Source organism: Maribacter luteocoastalis (assembly GCF_048890225.1).
Lineage (GTDB): Bacteria > Bacteroidota > Bacteroidia > Flavobacteriales > Flavobacteriaceae > Maribacter > Maribacter luteocoastalis.
Genome location: NZ_JBMFZG010000003.1, coordinates 731,540 through 753,226 on the forward strand (window position 1 = coordinate 731,540; position 21,687 = coordinate 753,226).

19 protein-coding genes are annotated in these 21,687 nt (G+C 40.4%); 11 read left to right on the forward strand and 8 right to left on the reverse strand.

The window, feature by feature from the left end; genetic code table 11:
* Positions 1-307: 307 nt before the first annotated feature.
* From ACOCEA_RS10565 to ACOCEA_RS10595, 7 genes are all read left to right on the forward strand, one after another.
* A complete protein-coding gene (locus ACOCEA_RS10565; RefSeq protein ID WP_420756200.1) occupies positions 308-2,770 on the forward strand; it encodes a glycoside hydrolase family 95 protein in 2,463 nt (820 codons plus the stop codon).
* Positions 2,771-2,772: 2 nt separating this feature from the next.
* Positions 2,773-4,347, forward strand: coding sequence for a glycoside hydrolase family 43 protein (locus tag ACOCEA_RS10570; RefSeq protein WP_420756201.1), 1,575 nt, complete (start codon positions 2,773-2,775; stop codon positions 4,345-4,347).
* A 23-nt stretch (positions 4,348-4,370) separates the two neighbouring features.
* Positions 4,371-5,492, forward strand: a complete 1,122-nt coding sequence (locus ACOCEA_RS10575) for an alpha/beta hydrolase-fold protein (protein WP_420756202.1) — start codon at positions 4,371-4,373, stop codon at positions 5,490-5,492.
* Between the two features lie 21 nt (positions 5,493-5,513).
* Complete coding sequence (locus tag ACOCEA_RS10580) at positions 5,514-6,680, forward strand: alpha/beta hydrolase-fold protein (RefSeq protein WP_420756203.1); 1,167 nt, start codon at positions 5,514-5,516, stop codon at positions 6,678-6,680.
* Positions 6,681-6,712: 32 nt separating this feature from the next.
* On the forward strand, positions 6,713-7,915 hold the full coding sequence (locus ACOCEA_RS10585; RefSeq protein ID WP_420756204.1) for an esterase: 1,203 nt from the start codon (positions 6,713-6,715) through the stop codon (positions 7,913-7,915).
* Positions 7,916-8,099: 184 nt separating this feature from the next.
* The gene (locus tag ACOCEA_RS10590; protein ID WP_420756205.1) at positions 8,100-9,848 is read left to right on the forward strand and encodes a glycoside hydrolase family 43 protein; all 1,749 of its coding nucleotides are present in this window, start codon (positions 8,100-8,102) and stop codon (positions 9,846-9,848) included.
* 28 nt (positions 9,849-9,876) lie between these two features.
* Entirely contained in the window at positions 9,877-12,585 is a 2,709-nt protein-coding gene (locus ACOCEA_RS10595) for an alpha/beta hydrolase-fold protein (RefSeq protein ID WP_420756206.1), read from the forward strand.
* 61 nt (positions 12,586-12,646) lie between these two features.
* On the opposite strand, the gene ACOCEA_RS10600 is transcribed toward ACOCEA_RS10595, so the two are convergent.
* From ACOCEA_RS10600 to ACOCEA_RS10630, 7 genes are all read right to left on the reverse strand, one after another.
* On the reverse strand, positions 12,647-13,582 hold the full coding sequence (locus ACOCEA_RS10600; RefSeq protein WP_420756207.1) for an RraA family protein: 936 nt from the start codon (positions 13,580-13,582) through the stop codon (positions 12,647-12,649).
* Between the two features lie 27 nt (positions 13,583-13,609).
* The gene (locus ACOCEA_RS10605; RefSeq protein WP_420756208.1) at positions 13,610-14,893 is read right to left on the reverse strand and encodes a mandelate racemase/muconate lactonizing enzyme family protein; all 1,284 of its coding nucleotides are present in this window, start codon (positions 14,891-14,893) and stop codon (positions 13,610-13,612) included.
* 45 nt (positions 14,894-14,938) lie between these two features.
* A complete protein-coding gene (locus tag ACOCEA_RS10610) occupies positions 14,939-16,045 on the reverse strand; it encodes a bile acid:sodium symporter family protein (RefSeq protein ID WP_420756209.1) in 1,107 nt (368 codons plus the stop codon).
* An 11-nt stretch (positions 16,046-16,056) separates the two neighbouring features.
* A complete protein-coding gene (locus ACOCEA_RS10615; protein WP_420756210.1) occupies positions 16,057-16,536 on the reverse strand; it encodes a nuclear transport factor 2 family protein in 480 nt (159 codons plus the stop codon).
* Between the two features lie 235 nt (positions 16,537-16,771).
* Positions 16,772-17,218 (reverse strand): SusD/RagB family nutrient-binding outer membrane lipoprotein, encoded by a 447-nt coding sequence (locus ACOCEA_RS10620; protein ID WP_476422498.1) that lies wholly within the window; start codon positions 17,216-17,218, stop codon positions 16,772-16,774.
* Positions 17,163-17,510, reverse strand: coding sequence for a hypothetical protein (locus ACOCEA_RS10625; protein WP_420756231.1), 348 nt, complete (start codon positions 17,508-17,510; stop codon positions 17,163-17,165). Before ACOCEA_RS10625 ends, ACOCEA_RS10620 begins: the two co-directional genes overlap by 56 nt.
* A 3-nt stretch (positions 17,511-17,513) precedes the next feature.
* Positions 17,514-17,813 carry a SusD/RagB family nutrient-binding outer membrane lipoprotein gene (locus tag ACOCEA_RS10630; RefSeq protein ID WP_420756211.1) on the reverse strand — a complete coding sequence of 100 codons (300 nt, stop codon included), beginning with the start codon at positions 17,811-17,813 and terminating at the stop codon, positions 17,514-17,516.
* A 16-nt stretch (positions 17,814-17,829) separates the two neighbouring features.
* Between ACOCEA_RS10630 and ACOCEA_RS10635 the strand changes: the two genes are divergently transcribed.
* Both ACOCEA_RS10635 and ACOCEA_RS10640 read left to right on the forward strand, forming a co-directional pair.
* Positions 17,830-18,024, forward strand: a complete 195-nt coding sequence (locus ACOCEA_RS10635; RefSeq protein ID WP_476422499.1) for a hypothetical protein — start codon at positions 17,830-17,832, stop codon at positions 18,022-18,024.
* Positions 18,025-18,837: 813 nt separating this feature from the next.
* A complete protein-coding gene (locus ACOCEA_RS10640) occupies positions 18,838-19,218 on the forward strand; it encodes a hypothetical protein (protein ID WP_420756212.1) in 381 nt (126 codons plus the stop codon).
* 33 nt (positions 19,219-19,251) lie between these two features.
* Here ACOCEA_RS10640 and ACOCEA_RS10645 read toward each other — a convergent pair whose 3' ends face one another.
* Positions 19,252-19,632: a hypothetical protein gene (locus ACOCEA_RS10645; RefSeq protein WP_420756213.1), complete on the reverse strand. Its 381-nt coding sequence runs from the start codon at positions 19,630-19,632 to the stop codon at positions 19,252-19,254.
* 101 nt (positions 19,633-19,733) lie between these two features.
* Here ACOCEA_RS10645 and ACOCEA_RS10650 point away from each other — a divergent pair, with 101 nt between their 5' ends.
* Positions 19,734-20,915, forward strand: a complete 1,182-nt coding sequence (locus tag ACOCEA_RS10650) for a tyrosine-type recombinase/integrase (RefSeq protein WP_420756214.1) — start codon at positions 19,734-19,736, stop codon at positions 20,913-20,915.
* Between the two features lie 128 nt (positions 20,916-21,043).
* On the forward strand, positions 21,044-21,687 hold a 644-nt coding region (locus ACOCEA_RS10655; RefSeq protein WP_420756215.1), incomplete at its 3' end, for a helix-turn-helix domain-containing protein.

A 21,687-nucleotide genomic window follows, 5' to 3' on the forward strand; every position in this document is an offset into this window, starting at 1 on the left:
TCGTCAGCGTTTTAAAATCTTAGAGATACTAATCTTTTACCTTAATTGGCAAAACAAATTATTTACGATAATCAATAAGACTACTTCAAAACATTATTCAAATCCATATTCAAAATATAAGGTTCAATTTTAATTGATCTCTGATTTCAATTCCCGACAAAGATTCAAAATTTTGTGATTAGTACTAAGAATTTAAATACATAAAAAGGAACATTTTTCAAAATTATCAAAAAAGTATCTTAAAATATAAATTAAATATAGTATTGTGTGTATATTCAACACTTAATTAATTATTGTTTTTTTATAGATGGAAAAATCATTTTTTCTAACCATGTTTTTCTTAACCATCATTGTCCATGGTCAAAATTCCGATGGTTTAAAACTTTGGTACGATGAACCTTCAGGTGAAGTTTGGGAAAATGCCTTACCTATAGGAAATGGTCGCATTGGCGCCATGGTCTACGGCAATGTACCTAACGAAATTTTTCAATTGAACGAGCATACCGTTTGGAGTGGTAGTCCCAATCGAAATGACAATCCGAATGCTCTGGAAGCGCTACCCAAAGTGCGACAACTAATTTTCGACGGTGAATACAACGATGCCGAGCAATTGGCAAACGAAAAAATAATGTCCAAGAAATCGCAAGGCCAAATGTTTCAACCTGTTGGTAATTTGGAACTTACCTTTCCCGGACATGAGAATTATGAAGCCTACTATAGGGACTTGGACATCGGTAATGCAACAAGCATAACTTCCTATAAAGTTGCTGGCGTAACTTATACTAGGGAAGCCTTTGTTTCCTTGACCGACCGAGTTTTGGTCATTAAACTTTCGGTCAATCAGCCGGGCAAAATTTCATTTACCGCCAATTTTACCTCACCGCATAATGAACCAAAAATACAAACTCAAGAGAACAATCAACTTTCACTTTGGGGAAGAACTAGTGACCATGAAGGTGTGGATGGTAAAATAGAATTCAACGCGTTGATGCGATTGAAAACTGATAAAGGAAAAATTTCCGTATCGGATTCATCACTAAAAGTTGAGAATGCCAACTCCTCCATTTTAATGGTTTCAATTTCCACTAATTTTAATTCCTATAATGATATAAGCGGCGATGAAATTCAACGGTCAAAGACCTATCTGGATGCTGCTTTTGATAAAGATTACGAACTATTAAGGTCGGAACATATTAAAAAATACCAATCCCTGTTCAATCGGGTCGTTTTGGATTTTGGTAATACCGATGCCTCTAAACTGCCAACGGATGAACGCTTGGCCAATTTCAGAAACACGAACGACCCATCACTTGTATCCCTATATTTTCAATATGGTCGATATCTATTAATTTCCTCTTCCCAACCTGGCGGGCAACCTGCAAACCTACAAGGAATTTGGAATCGAAGCATGAAACCGGCATGGGACAGTAAGTATACCATAAATATCAATGCGGAAATGAACTATTGGCCCGCAGAGCGTACCAATCTTTCGGAGCTCCATGAACCTTTTCTGAAGATGGTGCAAGAACTTTCAGAAACGGGGAAAGAAACGGCGAAAGTCATGTACGGGGCCAAAGGATGGATGGCCCACCACAATACCGATATTTGGCGAGCAACAGGAGCTATCGATGGTGCTTTTTGGGGCATCTGGAATGGAGGTGGGGCATGGACCAGCCAGCATCTTTGGGAGCATTATTTATACACAGGTGACACTACATTTTTACAATCCATCTATCCCGCTTTAAAGGGAGCAGCGGAGTTTTATGCCGATTTTTTGGTACAACACCCTAATTATCCCTATATGGTCTTAGCTCCCGGAAATTCTCCGGAGAACGCCCCGGAAGCCCATCAAGGTTCCTCTATCACGGCAGGCTCCACTATGGACAATCAGTTGGTTTTTGATGTGTTCAATACTGCGATTAAAGCTTCCGAAATTTTAGAAAAGGATGTTGCTTTTGCAGATTCCCTAAAGTTGTTACGAAAAAAATTACCTCCCATGCAAGTGGGCAAGCATAACCAATTACAGGAATGGTTAGACGATGTGGATTCACCCGATGATCATCACCGGCATATTTCCCATTTGTACGGGCTTTTTCCTTCCAACCAGATTTCACCCTATCGCACGCCAAAATTATTCGCCGGCTCTAAGAACACTTTACTACACCGTGGTGATGTTTCTACAGGATGGAGCATGGGTTGGAAAGTGAATTGGTGGGCAAAAATGCAGGACGGGAATCATGCTTACAAATTGATTACCGACCAATTGACCCCGGTCGGAATCAACCAAGGAGGTGGTGGCACCTATAACAATCTTTTCGATGCCCATCCTCCGTTTCAAATCGATGGTAATTTTGGCTGTACTTCCGGTATTGCCGAAATGCTCCTACAAAGTTCTGATGGAGCCATCCATTTGCTTCCGGCTGTACCCGATGCCCTTGCCGACGGTTACGTAGGCGGATTAAAAGCCAGGGGTGATTTTGAACTGGTAAGTTTGGAATGGAATGATAAACAATTGGTAGTCGCATCAATAAAATCAAATCTGGGAGGAAACCTTCGACTTCGAGTTCCAAATGCCATAGAACTGGTTGGAACAGGAACACTGAAAAAAGCCAAAGGCGAAAACCCGAATCCACTTTTTTATGTACCAGAAACGGCTACACCCATTATTTCAAAGGATGCCACGTTGGAAAATCTAGAACTGAAAAATACGTTGCTGTACGATTTGGAAACTGAAAAGGGAAGAACCTACACCTTTATAATGAAGAAGTAATCATGAATCGATTTTACTCCCATATTATTTTGCTCGTTGTACTGATGCTTAAATGTTCGATTCATGCCCAAGAACGAAAAGCGCAAAATCCAATTTTATTCGCGGATGTTCCAGACATGTCCATGATTCGGGTTGGGCTCAACTATTATATGAGCAGTACCACAATGCATATGAGTCCGGGAGTACCAATCATGAAATCTAAGGATTTGGTCAATTGGGAATTGGTAAATTATGCCTACGACCGACTTGGAGAAGTGGATGCACTAAATTTGGAAAATGGCGAAAGCGCTTATGGAAGGGGTTCTTGGGCCAGTTGCCTTCGTTATCATAATGAGCGTTTCTACGTGTTCACCTTTGCCGCGACTACCGGAAAAACTTATGTATATTCTACTGACGATATTGAAAACGGTACATGGGAAGTAAAATCCTTTGAGCCCTCCTACCATGACATCACAATTCATTTTGATGATAATGGTAAGGTGTACATGATTTGGGGCGCTGGAAAATTGATGATCGCTGAACTTGAAAACGATTTATCCGGAGTCAAAAAAGGAACGGAACGGGTCTTGATTGAGAATGCCAGCGAACCGGCAGGAGATAATATCATGTTGGGCGCAGAAGGTTCACAACTATTTAAAATCGATAGCAAATACTATCTCTTCAACATTACATGGCCTAGAGGTGGCATGCGTACGGTCTTGGTTCATCGGGCGAACAGTATCAATGGCCCATGGGAAGGACGACTTGCCCTGCAAGACAAGGGGGTTGCCCAAGGCGGCTTGATTGATACCCCAAATGGCAAATGGTTTTCCTATCTCTTTAGGGATTATGGATCTGTTGGTCGTATTCCCTATTTGGTTCCTGTAAAATGGGATAATGGTTGGCCAATACTCGGCGAAGATGGAAAAGTTCCTGAAACCTTGGATCTACCTCCAAGTGAAGGACTGATTCCAACTATTGTAGCATCAGACGAATTCAACCGTTCAAAAAAAGACCTTAAACTTCCCCTGGTCTGGCAATGGAATCATAATCCAGTAGACAGCCTATGGTCCTTAAACGATAGAAAAGGGTATTTACGATTAACGACGGGGCGTGTTGATTCTACCTTCGTACAGACCAGGAATACATTGACCCAACGTACCATCGGGCCTGTTTGCACAGGAGAAACGGCATTGGACATTTCACAAATGAAGGAAGGCGATTTTACAGGCTTGTCCCTTTTGCAACGAAATTATGGACTGGTAGGTGTGAAATTTGAAAACGGAAAAAAACGGATTGTCATGGTCACTACTGAAGATGACAAACAAAAAGAACAAGAATCCATTCCTATTTCACAAAAAGAAATCTATTTAAAAGCTAGCTGTGATTTCACCGATAAAATAGATATCGCACAATTTTATTACAGCTTGGACGGTAAAAATTGGAGAAGTATAGGAACTACCTTGAAAATGTCCTATACCCTACCCCATTTTATGGGTTACCGATTTGGACTCTTCAATTACGCCACTGCTCAAACTGGTGGCTATGTGGATTTCGATTACTTCCGAATAAAAAATGAATTGACAGAAATGCCTTAACAACCTTACTAATACCAGCACTCATGAAAAAAGAAATAAAGCTACTAGTATTCGCAATTGCTTTCGTATGCACTATTCAGTTAGGATTAGGTCAGCAATCCAGCAAAGTAATTGAAGATTTCAAACCCTCTACCTTGAATCAACCGGGAAAGGAATATCCACAGGTAAACTCCCAAGGCTATGCCCGTTTTAAAATCGCCGCACCTGCCGCGGATAGCGTTAGGGTAAGCTTAGGACTTGGTGGACGTGGTGGTACCAAACTAGCGAAAACCGAAGACGGCTCTTGGATGGGAACCACTGAAGGACCCATGGATGAAGGTTTCCATTACTACCATGTGAATGTGGATGGTGGTACTTTTAACGACCCGGGGGCCTTAAATTATTATGGTTCCACAAGATGGGAAAGCGGTATTGAAATCCCTGCCCATGACCAAGAGTTCTATGCGCTAAAGGATGTTCCTCACGGTAAAGTGGAACAAGTATTATTTCCGTCTCCCAGTACGAATACATCTAGAAGAGCATTTGTCTATACGCCTCCGGGATATACCGAAAATCCAAACAAAAAATATCCGGTATTATACCTACAACACGGCTGGGGAGAGGACGAGACGGCTTGGAGCAATCAAGGTCACGCCAATCTGATTATGGACAATCTTATAGCGGAAGGCAAAATTGAACCCTTTATCATTATAATGACCTACGGCATGACGAATGAAATCAAGTTTGGGGGACTACGGAATTTCGATATCACCCCTTTCCAAACCGTGATGGTAGAGGAATTGATACCTTATGTGGATAAACATTTCCGTACTGTAGCCGAGTCATCCCATAGGGCTATGGCCGGACTTTCCATGGGCGGTATGGAAACAAAGATGATTACCCTGAATAAACCTGATGTATTCTCCTACTACGGCTTATTAAGCGGCGGTACGTACGCTCCTGAGGATATCGACAAAGAAGATGTAAAACTCATATTTCTAAGCTGTGGAAGTAAAGAAAGCCCAGAGCGCATAAAGGCGGCTACTGAAAAATTAAAAGAGTCAGGCTATCCAGTGGCTTCCTATATTTCAGAAGGTACGGCCCACGAATTCCAAACATGGCGTCGCAGTCTGCACCAAATGGCTCCTTTGTTGTTTACCAAGTAAGATTTAAAATTACGAAAACACATGAAAAATAGCATCTTTACTCTTGCCTTCATTACTTTATTTGCATCTGCATACAGTTTTGCACAGACCAAAAGTGGTGATGGCTATCTACCATCGGTGACCAATCAGCCTGGAAAAGAATTTCCGAGTGTAAATTTCGAAGGGAAGGTACGTGCACAGATTTTGGCCCCCAGTGCCACTGATGTTCGTTTGGACATTGGAGGGGTCAAATATAAAATGGTAAAGGATAAAGATGGCTTATGGACGGGGGAATCCGGACCACAGGATGAAGGCTTTCATTATTACCAATTGAATGTGGATGGGGCATCAGTTCCTGATCCCGGCACCAAATATTACTACGGCGCTGGCAGATGGGGAAGCGGAATTGAAATACCAGCAAGCGATAAGGAAATTTATACCCTTAAAAACCTACCTCATGGCCTCGTTTCTGAAAAAATCTATTTCTCTGAAATTACCCAGGCATGGAGACGTTGTTTCGTATACACCCCGCCGAAATATCTCACCGAAACGAACAAAAGTTATCCGGTACTCTACTTGCAACATGGTAGTTTTGAGGATGAAACAGGTTGGGCTACCCAAGGTCATGCCAATTTGATTTTGGATAATCTTCTAGCTGATAATAAAGCGGAACCGATGATTATCGTAATGGATAACGGCTATGCGTACAGACCAGAAGAATTGGAGAAAAGTAAGTCCGGTGGTAGACCAGCTTCTGCTTTTGAAGACGTCATGATGACCGAAATTATCCCAATGATCGATGCTGAATTCAGGACCAAGACAGATCGTACACAAAGAGCCATCGCCGGACTCTCGATGGGCGCCAACCAGACCATGCGCATTTGCATGAACAACTTGGATGCCTTTGCTTCCTATGGCGGTTTCAGTGGAACTTCCAATTACCCTAGTAGCGATGAAATTGATACCGCCAGGTTCTTGGATGGCGTATTTGACGACGGTGCATCGCTTGGTAAAAAAATGGATGTTTTCTTTTTAAGTATGGGAACCAAAGAACCTGACCCTTTTCCAGGGTCTATAGGCGCCTTCAAAAATATGCTAAACAAGCAAGGTATCGAATATGAATTTTACGAATCCCCAAATACGGCACATGAATGGTTGACCTGGCGAAGAAGCCTTTATCAATATGCCCAGTTATTGTTCAAAAAATGAAGTGAGCCACATAAACTCTAAGACACTATACTATGATTTTTAAAAACTTCTCTAACCTAATTTTCACATCGACCATCTTCCTTACGGCAATGTTCTGCTTTAGTCAGCAAGCGAATGTCAACCTTGACTATAACCCCCAAAAGAATACGGAAGGATTGATTCCTTTTAGTGCAAAAGTCAATTCTCCCGAAGTGCATGACGACCAAACCGTCACTTTTCGATTGATGGCACCAGAGGCTCAAACAGTCGAATTGAATCCTGGAGCAATTAACACAGCGCTAGGCAAAGGAAGAGACCCCATTCCTTTTACAAAAGAAAACGATGGACTTTGGACATTGACCATAGGTCCACTTCCACCAGATATGTATGCATATCATCTAAGGGTCGATGGCGTCCAAATGGCCGATCCGAACAATACACAGGCGGCTTTTACGGCCATGCCCCCTTATAGCCAATTGATTGTGCACCGCGATGGGCCGGCATATTATGATGCCAAAAATGTGCCCCACGGGAACGTTACTCGCCACATCTACCATTCGGATGTAACCCAAGGCGAACGTGAACTCTATGTATACACGCCGCCAGGATATGATTCAGAAAAAAAATATCCGGTACTTTATCTGGTTGGTGGCAGTGGTGAACTACCTTCTAACTGGATTTACGATGGAAGGGTAAATTTCATCATGGATAACTTGTTTGCAGAAAATAAAGTTACCCCAATGATCATTGCCATACCTAACAATCAAGTTATCCATCGAAATCATCCCGAACACTCTGAATTGACCTTTGATATCTTTGAAAATGAGCTCCGTAACCATGTAATTCCCGTAGTTGATGAAAATTATAATACGATAGAATCCCCTAAAGGAAGAGCCATTTCAGGACTGTCTATGGGCGGCCGTCATAGCATGTTCATCGGTTTCAGGTCACTTGATCTTTTTGCTAATTTTGGAATTCTAAGCGCCGGAGATACTGATCCGGAAACATCCCTAAAATCATTTTTGAACACACCCAATGTAAATGATAGTATAGATTATTTATTTGTTGGACAAGGAACAAAGGAAGCGGAAGGTTTTTTTAACGCAAGGGTTCAAGGTCTTGTGGATGGTTTAAAAAATCATGATATAGAACACGAATACTATGTTGGCGGAAATGGCGGACACGACTGGTCCACTTGGCGTCATCTCTTATACTATCGATTCTTGCCCAATCTTTGGCAGCATCTTGACAACTAAATCAACATCACTCCCAATGTAAAATATACGCTTATCCCTCTTTAAAATATGGATAGCTTCTTTTGAATTCTGTAAAGAACAGGGTGAAAGTAAAGGTCAGGTCAATTTTAAAAAGGGAAAAGCCTGGAAAAATCAATAATCGTTACAAATTTCAGAATAACATTCACGATTAAATTAAATGAAAATGAAAAAAACAAGCATTCCCGTAATAACCGCACTTCTAGGTTTATTTGCGCTAGTCGGTTTCGATACTAATGAAAATTACGCCCCTCCGGCACCAAAAAACACCCCTATATTCACCAAAGTCACTTATGAAGGAAATGATCAAGTATATAACGAGTATACGCTAAAAGAAGATGAATTTTTCAACCCCATACTACAGGGTTGTTACCCAGACCCTGCCATTACCAGAAAGGGAGACGACTATTATATGGTGTGCTCCTCGTTCGCCATGTTTCCTGGAGTACCCATTTTTCACTCTAAAGATTTAGTTAATTGGACTGATTTAGGAGGTGTTTTAGATGACATTACTGAGTTTAACCCTCATGATACTGGTATTAGTCAAGGTGTTTATGCCCCTGGTATAACTTACAACCCTCATAATGATACATTTTATATGATTGTAACGGCTTTTTCCGGTGGACTAGGAAATATAATCGTTAAAACAAAAGATCCTAAGAAAGGATGGGGCAGCCCAATAAAACTAGATTTTGGCGGAATTGACCCCTCCATTTTCTTTGATGATGACGGTAAGGCTTATGTTGTGCATAATGATGCCCCAGATAAAGGAAAAGAATTATACAATGGCCATAGGGTCATTAAAATTTGGGAATATGATACTGAGAAAGACCAGGTGATTAAAGGTACGGATCAAATCATCGTGGATGGTGGTGTGGATATTACCCAAAAACCGATTTGGATCGAGGCCCCCCATATTTACAAAAAAGATGGAAAATATTTTTTAATGTGTGCCGAAGGTGGAACCGGCGACTGGCATAGCGAGGTGGTTTTTAAAAGTGACAGTCCCAAAGGCCCTTACATCCCAGCGCATAGCAATCCTATTTTAACACAACGTTATTTTCCAAAAGACCGTGAAAATAAGGTGGACTGGGCGGGTCATGCCGATTTGGTAAAAGGTCCCGATGATCAGTACTATGGTGTTTTCCTAGCTATTAGGCCTAATGAGGAAAACCGAGTGAATACGGGTAGGGAAACCTTTATTCTTCCCGTTGATTGGTCCGGGGAATTTCCGGTCTTTGAAAATGGGTTGGTGCCTATAGAAATTAAGCTTAAAATGCCGAAAGGAGTAACCAACAAAACCGGTCAGGATGGCTATTTACCAAACGGAAACTTCACCTATGAAGAAAATTTTTCTTCGGACAATCTTGATTTCAGATGGATCGGCTTAAGAGGACCACGGGAAGCATTCATAAAGCAAACAAAGAAAGGACTAGAGATAACGCCTTTCACTTCCAACATTAAGGAACTGAAACCTACTTCAACCCTATTCTATCGCCAACAGCATAAAACCTTTTCATTTTACACAACGTTGCATTATCAACCAAAGTCGGAAAAAGATATGGCCGGAGTAACCGCTTATCAAAATGAAGGTTCCAATTACGTTTTTGGGATTACTAAAAAAGGAAGTGAAAATTATCTGGTCCTACAAAAAAATAGTAAGCCAAATAGACGTGGCAAAATAGTTTCTGAAATCGTCGCAACGGAACCGATTGGCTTGGATGGGCCAATCGACTTGAAAATATCCGCGGAAGGGGACAAATATCAATTCAGTTATGCGGTTAATAGATCCGATTTTAAAATAGTTGGGGGCACGGTTTCAGGTGATATACTTTCTACAGATGTGGCCGGAGGTTTTACGGGGGCCCTATTAGGATTATATGCGACAAGTGGTAATGACATCATTGTTGAATAACATCCACAAAAGATTTAAAATGAAATCCATGAAAAAATTAGTGACACTCGTTTGTATGCTGGCCGTAATGTTAGTGAATATTGAGCAATTGCTGGCTCAAGACCCGAATTTTCATATTTATTTAAGTTTTGGACAGTCCAATATGGAGGGGAACGCTCCCATTGAATCACAAGACACCGTAAATGCATCTGATCGTTTTAAGGTTTTACAGGCGGTTGATTGCCCCGAACTGAATCGAGAAAAAGGAAATTGGTATACGGCTGTACCTCCATTATGTCGCTGTAAAACCGGATTGACCCTGACTTATTATTTTGGGAGAACGCTTGTAGAAAAATTACCGGACAGTATAACCGTAGGGGTTATAAATGTAGCTGTAGGGGGTTGCAAAATCGAACTTTTCGACAAGGACATTTATAAAGAGTATGTAAAAACAGCACCTGATTGGATGCTGAATATGATTAATGAATATGATGGAAATCCGTATGGCCGACTTGTAGAAATGGCAAAATTGGCCCAGAAAGATGGTGTCATAAAGGGCATTTTATTGCATCAGGGAGAATCGAACACCGGGGACACCCTGTGGCCCAAAAAAGTAAAAAAAGTATATAACAACCTGCTTAAAGACTTGGGGCTTAATGCTTCCAAAACACCTCTTCTAGCTGGTGAAATGGTACATGTCAACCAGGGAGGTATCTGCTCAAGTATGAACAAAATAGTGGCGACCCTCCCAGAAACAATAAGAAATGCATATATTGTTTCGTCAAACGGAGTTCCAGACGCAAAGGATAATCTTCATTTTAATGCCGAAGGCTACCGTATTCTTGGCAGAAGATATGCCATTAAATTGATGAATGTTCTACGCGAGCAGGCCAACAATCCTCTTGGCATAAGGTATGCCCCTAAAGGGTTTGACACAGAAAGCCAAAAAATAGCAAAAGGTCGAATCGATAGTATTCTATACAATTCAAAAACGGTAGGTGTACAAAGAAAAGCACTTATATATACCCCTCCTGGTTTTACACAATCAAAACGCTATCCGGTTTTATATCTATTGCACGGTATTGGGGGCGATGAAAAGGAGTGGTATAAAAATGGAGCCCCTGCTGTAATTTTGAACAATCTCTATGCCGAAGGGAAATTGGAACCCATGATCGTGGTCATGCCCAACGGTAGGGCCATGAAAAACGACCGGGCAGAAGGAAATATTTTTGCGGAAGACAAAGTGGCTGCCTTTGCCACATTTGAAAAGGATCTGTTGAACGATTTGATTCCGTTTGTCGAGAAGAAATTTAAAGTATACAAGGACAAGGAACACCGGGCCATTGCGGGACTCTCCATGGGGGGAGGCCAGACGCTGAATTTTGGTTTGGGCAATTTGGATACATTCTCTTGGGTAGGTGCGTTTTCATCGGCCCCAAATACTAAAATCCCAGAGGAATTACTCCCCAATCCAGAAAAGGCAAAAGAATTAGAAGTATTATGGATCAGTTGTGGGGATGCCGACGGTCTCATGCCCTTTAGTAAACGTACAAGTGATTACTTGAGTAAACATGATGTACCTCATATCTTTTATGTGGAACCAGGCGGACATGATTTTGAGGTATGGAAAAATGACCTGTACATGTTTTCCCAATTGCTGTTCAAACCGGTCAATGAATCCCTTTTGAACAAATATAGTGTCTTGGGATTGCCAGCCAGTACGAATATCAGAAATGCACCATACCCACAGATACTACCTGATAAGCGCGTTATTTTCAAGACCAAGGCTCCGGATGCAAAACAGCTACAAATAGACCTTGGTAAAAAATATGATATGGTCAAGGACGATGAAGGGTTTTGGACCGTAACCACGGACTCCATCACAGAAGGTTTTCATTACTATTCCCTGATAATCGATGGGCTAGCGGTTGCAGACCCTGCTAGTGAATCATTTTACGGAATGGGTCGTATGGCTAGTGGCATAGAGATTCCCTTTAAAGGAGATGATTATTATAGCTTAAAGAATGTTCCCCATGGGGATATCCGTATTAACCAATACTATTCCGAAGCTTCCCGTTCCTGGAGAGAAATTTATGTGTATACGCCTCCAGGATATGATGGGTCAACCGAAAAATATCCGGTACTCTATCTTTTACATGGTGGAGGGGAAGACCAACGGGGTTGGGCCAATCAAGGTAAGACCAATCTAATATTAGATAATTTGATTGCCGAAAACCAAGCTAATCCGATGATCATTGTCATGTTGGATGGAAATGTCTCTTCAGGCGGTCTTTCCGGTTTTAACGAAAATTCGCTGAAAGCCTTTGAAAGTGAACTGAAACAAGCAGCGATACCTTTTGTGGAAAACAAATACCGTGTAAAGACAGATGCCGAAAGTAGAGCTCTGGCCGGACTCTCCATGGGTGGATTACAAACGCTTTATGCCGGTATTCAGAATACAGATATGTTTTCTTATCTAGGCGTATTTAGTTCAGGTTGGTTCGCCAATAACGATGAACTGTCGGGCCCACAATATGCTTTCATGAAAGAACATACCGAAAAAATCAATGATAACTTGGACCGTTTCTTTATTTCCATGGGAGGTGAAGAGGATATTGCCTACCAGAACTGTCAAGTGATGATGGAAAAATTTGATGAAATGGGCGTTGAATATGAATACAGCGAATATCCGGGAGGACATGCATGGCCAGTTTGGCGCCACGACCTTTATAAATTTGCCCAGCTTTTATTTAAATAAAAATGGAAACTTAAGTAATAAGCGATGCCAAACCTAATTAGGTTTGGCATCGTTTAAATTTTCACCAAGTTCTTTTCTTTAATATTTCCTGAATCTGCTCCTTTGAAACAGGAAGGTCATCTATATGTTCGTTTAGCCATTTGCTAAAATCCTTTTCAATATCATCGGCCCAACGTGTATCAATTTGTCCGGCCGTGTAAACACCCTCTTTAATACGAAGATGTCCAAACATATCTCGCAAACGAACCACTTCAGAAGTCGTGGCTACCTTTTCTGCCAAATGTGGCGGGATAAAGGTCACTACTCCCATTTTACCTAGAACTACATCTCCAGGCATTACTGTCACGGTCCTGATCCTTGTTGGTTGATTAATACCAATAAGCATCGTATTTAAATCTCCCGGAGGATTGTGGTGGGATGCATCATAGCTGGTATAAAAGGAAGTGAAACCACCTATTTCCATGAGTCCTTCAACATCCCTTAGGGCTCCGTCATAGACGATTCCGTTGCCGGTCTTTGCATAAATGGCGTTGCCCACGTTGTCCCCAATGGTAGGACCGTCCTTGTCCGCACCAAACTGGTCGGCCACATAAACATCTTCCTTGACCAAAATGTCTACGGGCCATGTATTTTGGCCTCGTTTACCTTGGGCCTTTCCACGGTCATCGATGGCCTTCCAAACATCGGGGCGGCCGGGCATGAAGGTTGCGGTAACTGCACGACCTACCAAAACGCTGTCCGGATTGATCAGTTTCCAATCCTCCGCTATTTGATACCGGTATCCTTCGTTCTTCATAACCGCCCAAGCTTCCTCAACGCTAACGGATTTCATCCTTTCTAAAAGGGCATCGGACACCTTTGGCCTTCCATCATCAAAACGTTCTCCCGTCCACTGTGGCGTTAAAAAAATAAGCTCTTCCTTACTGATCTGTTGCCCTATCATCTGGGTTGCCAGACCAGCAAGAACCACAAAAAGCATATACTTTCTTCGTAACATAGTTGTCTCTATTTAGTGTGTTATTAATTATTCGAAAAATGGTACCCCTTCCGGCGCATATTTTCTCATGGCATCCTCATTGATATCAACGCCGATTCCCGGTTTGTCCGATACTTTTACAAAACTATCCTTTACCCAATCTGCTTCGTCATAGGTAACTATTTCCTTGAACATGGGGTCCGTATGGAAATAGGATTGCCACTCCATCAAGTGGAAATTAGGCACCGATGCGCAAACATGGGCACACGCCATAGCCCCTAGGAATGAGGCAACCATATGTGGTGAAAACGGCACATAATACAGGTTCGCAAGGTTGGCAATACGTTGGCCCTCTCCTAGTCCACCACATTTTTGAAGGTCCGGCATGATAATATCAACACCATTATCCAACAATTGCTTGAATCCGTGACCTAGATACACATTTTCACCGGCCGAAATTGGTGTACTAGTTTCCTCTGTAAGAGTTTTAAAGGCATCAAAATTTTCAGCTGGAATCGGCTCTTCCAACCAAGTCAGATTCAAATCTTCCACTTTCCTGGCAATGGTCTGTGCCGTTACATGGTCATAACGCCCGTGCATATCCACACACAAATCTATTTTTGGCCCCACTGCCTCCCTAACTGCGGCGAGCTGATCATACATTCTTATGATTTCCCCAGGACTTGCAGTCCAGTTGTATCGGTCATATTTATCGGGGTCACTCGCATAATCCAAGTCAAACTTCAAGGCATTAAAACCCCAGTTTTTAATAGCATCTTTTGCCGCGGTAGCAAAATCGTACGGTGATGGGAACCTAACTCGGTAAAGCGCCGTATCGCAATACACCCTTACTTTATCCCTAAATTTACCACCAAGTAATTGATATACTGGTAAATCCAAGGCCTTACCTGACAAATCCCATAAAGCCGTTTCTATAGCCGAAAGTACGGCTACGTACATTCCTGATTGCGCACCTCCAAAGTGACCTCCCCTGCGTATATCCTCAAAAATCTTGTGTACGTTGAACGGACTTTGATCACGTAATCTTCTTCCGAACATTTGCACTAAGTGGTAGGTTCCGGGTACGGCATCCACTCCCTCCCCACAACCATAAATTCCTTGGTTGGTATGTATCTTAACAAATAATCCGCTTCCACGGCGTATATAACCACATTTAACATCGGTGATTTTCAAATCTGACGGTGCAGATAATTTTGGATTTTTATCTATTGCTTTTTGATATTCAGTTCCATAGGCAGCTGATGATACAACCCCCAATCCTGCACCGGCCATAAGTGATTTTGATATAAACGATCTTCTTGAATTTTTCATAAATAAAGTGTTTGTTAAGATGGATGCTGTAGTTCTTGTTAATTTTCAATTGATGGTAGCGGGTTTGGGAGTTTTCTCCGTAGGTTTTCCATGCCAATAGGATGCCAAAATAGAGCCGGTAATGTTCATTAAGGGCCCGAATACCGCTGGGGCCAGCCCCATAGTTGCAATTTTTCCCAAACTATTGGCAATACCGGAGGCTAATCCGGCATTTTGCATACCCACTTCAATGGCGATTGTTCTTGAATCCTCTTCTGTCATTTTAAACAGTCTTGCATACCAGTATCCCAGAAAATAACCGAATATATTATGAATTAAGACAAGGACCATAAGAATACCTCCTATTTCCAGCAAACTATCCCTACCAGCTGCGGTAATTATTGTAATGATTAGTCCAATGGCCAACATTGAAATTAAGGGCATTGCTTTACCCAGCCAGTTGACCCTGTTGCCAAATATTTTGTTGAACAATAGCCCCGCCCCGATAGGTATGATTATCATTTTTACGATACTCCACATCATTGCGAATACATCAATTTCAATAAACTCACCGGCAAAAACCTTCATCATCAAAGGGGTTAAAAAAGGAGCAAGTAACGTAGCTATTGAGGTTATGGTAATGGAAAGGGCAACATTGGCATTTGCCAAAAAGGCCATCACATTGGATGCAACACCGCTAGGTGAACACCCTATAAGCACAATCCCTGCTGCAATTTCGGGTGGGAAATTACTTATCTGGGCCAAGCAATAACCTACTATCGGCATTACGATCAATTGTGCCGAAACTCCTATAAAAACTCCTTTTGGCGATTGAAACACCGCGGCAAAATCCTTGATGCTCATGGTAGTTCCCATACCGAACATGATAACTTGAATCAGCGGTATGATTAAGACCGTATACTTAAAATCGCCAAAATTCGTAAAATAGGATGGGTAATATAAGGCTGCGGTGACGCCCGCAAAAATCATGGTGGTAAAGATTAATCCCTTCATTTTTTCATAGCCATTGAAGCCAAGTGCCAACAATGAGAAGAAACCAAGAATAAAAAGTCCGGCTTTGTCTATAGTACCCGTCACTATCATGCCGATAATAACTATAAACAAAAGACCCGCCATGCCTAAAGCAATTGAATAGATATTTAGTTTTCCCAAGAGTAAAAGTATTAGAGTTTAAATGCTTGTCTTGCCAATAATTTCCATTGACCTTCTTTTTGAAATATTAATAAACAGCCAATCCTGACTTTTGCCGGCTTATCATTGTTGGTACCGTCCGCTTCAAAAATATGACGGACAACACCTACATCACCGGATGCTGAAACCGTCTGGTTAACAGGATTGATAGCCGAAAATTGAAACGCCCCGTTCAAAACCCCATCTACATATTCCGGTTTATTTTCTATACAACCGCTTGAATGACCATAAGTTAATTTTTCCATAGTTAAATCCTCAAGAATATCTTTATCTTTTTCTACCATGGCAGTATATAATTGGGCAACTGTATTTTCAATCTTAGCGATTTCACCCTTACTATTTTGAATAATAGAACTTGATGAATTGTATGCCATGAATATTACTAAAAAACACCAGAATATACTTGATGTAAACTTTCTCCCTATCAATCTTTTTTTGATTTTTCCATTCAAGATTATTTTTTAATTCTTACCACTAAATAAGTAAGGTGGGGTCCTCCCCAAAAAGGAAGTTTTCCTACCAGACTCAAACTACTAACTCAAATATTTACATCTATATTAGAATCAAAAGTATTTTATCAAGAACTCTTTATTTACTTAAAATTTTAATGTGATTTAAGTTTCTACAAGTCTTTAAATAGGCCCTAAATCAGTTTAATGATTCTATTCCTTTAAGATAAGGAATAAATCATAAACATAAATTATCCCAAAAAACCCTAGATACTAGATTATCTCTACCTATTGCACTTGCGGTAGCGGTATAGCTATCAGAATTTGCCAATCCCTCTCTATCCGGATATGTCATTCTGTGTACAAAACCATCTTCACCATTTGCTAATAGATTATTGTTAAAATCATTACGTTCTAAATCATGAAATCCACTTCTTCTAACGTTCGCAAATGCTTCAGTTCCATTGCTGAAATTAACCAACCAGTATTGTGTATTTATAAGTTCAAGGGCATTGGCAGCATTGTAAGCTACCTCTGGATTGGCTAAATAAGCGTTAACTTCCTCCGTAGGAATGGGAGAGGCAATAGGATAAAATGAATAAATATCAATATTGGCTCGTATACCTTCCTCATAAAAGGCCTGTGCATCTCCAGATATCCAGCCACGATAAGCAGCTCCTGCCAACAAAAGCGAAGTTTGGCCATAAGTAACGTAAAAATGCCGGGGCTGCAGGATAGGTCGCTGCGAAAAGGTTATTCTGACGGTAGTCCAATCCTGCACCTCGTGCGTCCCTATAACCTAAAGACATATCAGAAAATTCCAAATCCGAAACCCCTATCGGAACCCCAAATTGGTTGGCCAAATCAGTATCTGGATTTGGGTCGTTGGCAACGAATCCTGTATCTTCATAAGTGGCAATCATATACTTGCCCCTTGGATCATTAGTGGCTTTAAATTGATTTACCAATAGTTCCACAGCCTAATTAAAAAATGAGGAATCCCTAAGCCCACAGTTATCATTCCACATATAAACATTTCCGTCATATTTCACATATACATTATCCTCGTTTGAAGACATGACACCACCGGAGAAAGCCTCGGAAACCATGGATGTAACTGTTGAAGGATTCACTTTTGGATAACGTATACCTAATCTTAATAGAAGGGAATTACCTAATTTTCTCCATTTCGCTACTTGAGCCGTAGCCGGACCTGTTGGCAATTCACTATCGGTTCCATAAAAAAGACCATCGGAAACATATTCACCACTAGGGCTCAAACCCGCCAATCTTACTTTGCATCAAGCTATCGCTATTAACAATCCAATAGGTTGCGGAAAAGTGGCCGTTTTTCCAGGGGATATAATTCTAGGGGATGATGATTGTGTCATTGTCATTCCAGCACATTTAGCATATGAAGTTGCAGATGAATGCTTACAAATGATCTTATACGAAGCATTTGTTGTGGAGCAAGTTCAAAAGGATGTTTAAATACTATAGCTTTACCCATTGACGGACGAAAATATTGAAAAAGTATTTGAGAAATGGAAGGCTCTAAAGTGAAGTCTTCTTTTAAACTGTTTAAATTTAAAAAACATCCTTTAATACTCCTAGCACCTATCTCTTGTATTTAATTAGTTAAAGGGCTTGTTCCCCGAGAACGTTTATCAAGGTCTCCCTATTTTCGATATCTCACGTGGGTTAAAGTATTTTGTTATCCGATTTGTTGACCTTTTTATTGGATTTTAATGCAAAAATGGTTGTTTTCGATAAATTTTAAAAATACAAAAACCTGATAATCAATTGATTGTCAGGTTTTAGATGTTAGCAAAATGTTAAAGTATGGGTGGCAGAATTAGAACCTCTAACTAATCTTGATTAATATTGTGCACATTACAAATATTAGTAGGAGAACTTTCATATATTCAAACAACTATAACCGTATACGCTACCGTATACTGTTTATCTTTAATCACAAAAAACGAAATAAATAACTACTTGTTTTTCAATAAGTTAAAATTGTAGAAAATAGCGGTTAAAGTTCATAACCCGGCGGTCGGGGGATCGTGCCCCCCTCTCGCTACATTAGTAAAATCACCCAAAACAACGGTTTAGTTCACGCTAAACCGTTTTTTTATGTCTATATTTCTAGAAACAATTACGATTGAACACGAAAGTGAACACGATTTGTCTGCGAAACAAAATTTTTAGGCCCCTAAGATATACACCGCCAAGAGTGATCTTTCCAAAAGATGGTACGTCTATTTTTCTTTTAGGGATCCTAAGACGAAGAAATTGGTGCGGATGAAGAATATCTATGGAAAGGCGTACAATTACAAAACCAAAGCGGACAGATTGACCATCTTGACTTCGTACCGAAAAAATTTACTTAAACTTTTAAGGGAAGGCTTTAGTCCCTTTGAAAAAATAACTTCAACGGTAAGCACAGATGATATTGAAAACGATCCACAGGTTGAGCAAAAAGTCAATGTAACTGTTGAAAATGCTTTTACAAATGACCTTAAAAAACCGGCAACCAAAGCGGACATTATTTCATTGAGCAATAAATTTGAGCGATATCATAAAGTGGTCAATCTACCTTTTGGACCAAATGGTTCCCTACCCTACTTTGATATGGAAACAAAGAAAATAGTCTATTTCAAAAATCAAGGGATTACTACTTAAATAGACATTTTGGCCAAAATCATGAATCAATAACTATTGTTCCATATAACCTTGCCAAGTTACCAGTACGTATTTCTCCTTATTACCCTCTTTTCGTTTTAAATAACCGTATTCGTAGACAAAAAGGTAGACATCCCCTTTTTGGTTTTTCCAATAATGAGTAAAGAACTTAGGGTTAAAACCAAGATCTAGCAAGACCTCTGCACGCACTGTCACCTTTGCCCCTTTATTATATTGTTTTAAAATCTTTCGGTTCAATTTAAGTTGATTATCCACCTGGTTGTAAAAACGCTCTGGCTCATTTTTAGATTTTTGGTACTGGTAGGCACTTTTACAGTGTAGGTTACAGTATTTCTTATCGGTTCTACCAGAAAGTGAATTACTGCAATAGAGACATTTTTTTTGTATTCTCATTTAGGCCCTAAAAGTTAAGTGAATGTATATGCGAACATTATTCGTTTAAGATACGATTAAATAATTTTTATTTATGACATTGCATCAAAACACCTTTAATTATGGAAAAACCTACCATTATCTTTTCCACTGCGTACCATAAAAAGGAACAGGTTCTTTTGGTTGGTTTTCGGTACAATCAAGAATTAAAGGAATATATAAAACGTTTTTCCGGAATTACTTGGAGTACTACTCTAAGAAGTTTTTATGTGCCTTTTTCAAAACAGACCACGAACCTACTTTTTGAATATCTTAGAAAAAAGGATTACTACATTGATTACAGTGCATTGAAAACTGCAAAAAATGCTCAGGAAACCTCAAACAACAAAAAATATATATCGGAAACCAATGTAGAAAGGCTAGACCAATTTCGAAACTATCTTAAGGGACAGCGATTGAGCCAAAGTACCGTGGACACCTACACTACTTTTATAACCCTACTCCTTAGATACCTAAAGGACACCCCTTTAGCAGAATTGGACAATGAAAAAATCCGGCTATTCGTAGAGGACACCTTGGGAAAAAAGCACTATGGAATAAGTACCCATAGGCAACTGATAAGTGCAATAAAACATTTTTCGGAACTGTTCAATGAAACCAAAATAGTGGGCCTGGACCTAAAAAGACCCAAGAAAAGCAAAATACTACCTGGAGTATTAAGTCAACAAGAAGTTATAGACATGCTTAGGGCCACCGCCAATCTAAAGCATAGGGCCACTTTGGCACTGCTATATTCCTCTGGAATGCGAATAAGCGAGGTAATACAGTTAGAGCTGCGGCATATAGACATGGACAGAAATCAAATACTTATAAAACAGGCCAAGGGCAGAAAGGACAGGGTTGTGATGCTCGCAAAAAGCTTTGTTCCCCTTCTTTCCAATTATGTGACCACTTACCGCCCAAAAAAATACTTTGTAGAAGGGATGGGCGGCTCATATTACAGCCCTACAAGTATACGTGCTTTTCTGAAGCGGTCGTGCAAAACGGCTGGCATTACAAAAAAGGTAACCCCACACACGCTAAGACATTCCTACGCTACCCACCTCATAGAAAACGGGGTGGGTCTAAGGCATGTGCAAGAGCTCTTGGGCCACTCGAAACCAGAGACCACCATGATCTATACCCATGTGGCCCAAAAGGACTTGTTGGCCATAAAAAGTCCATTGGACATTGCTGTTTCAAAATTATCGAAAACGGATAAAGGCCAACGATACATCTCTTTATCCCGAAACCTGAAGAGATAAACAGCTATATTTGTGTTGATATAACAAGTTGTGCGTCATATGGTACGTTAAAGGGACATCCTTTACAAAGTTAAAGTCACATAGTTTACACTTTTAAGGTTATAATTTGAGATTAAAATCAAATTATCATGCCTTGGAAAGAAACAACGACTATGGAACAAAAAATTGAATTTATCTGTGAATGGCGTACAGGAAAATACACGGTTACAGAATTATGTAAAAGCTTTGAAATCTCCAGACCAACGGTTTATAAGTTGATAAGCAGATTCGAGGAACAAGGTTTTGAGGCATTAAAAGAGCAATCCAGAGCTCCTGGAAAACACCCTAATGCAACCGGTCAAAATATCATTGACGGCATTCTAAAACTTAAGAAAAAACATAAGCATTGGGGCGCTAAAAAAATAAGGGAACTGTTGTTCAAAGATTTTACGACTCAAGAAGTTCCCTCTGTGATCACGGTTCATAAAATTCTAAAGAACCATGATTTGGTGTGTCCACAAAAGCGGATGCGAAGAGTAAAACCTATATACCCAATTTTCGACCCTAAAAAGTGTAATGAAGTTTGGAGCGCAGATTATAAAGGAAAGTTCTTAATGGGCAATAAAATCTACTGTCATCCACTCACTATTGCAGATTCCAAAAGCCGGTTCCTGTTCACTGCCAAAGGGCATTACCATGAAAACCTAAAGTCAGCAAAAGCTGAGTTTACAAGGGTCTTTAGAACATTTGGCATCCCTAAGCAAATACATACGGACAATGGTAGTCCTTTTGG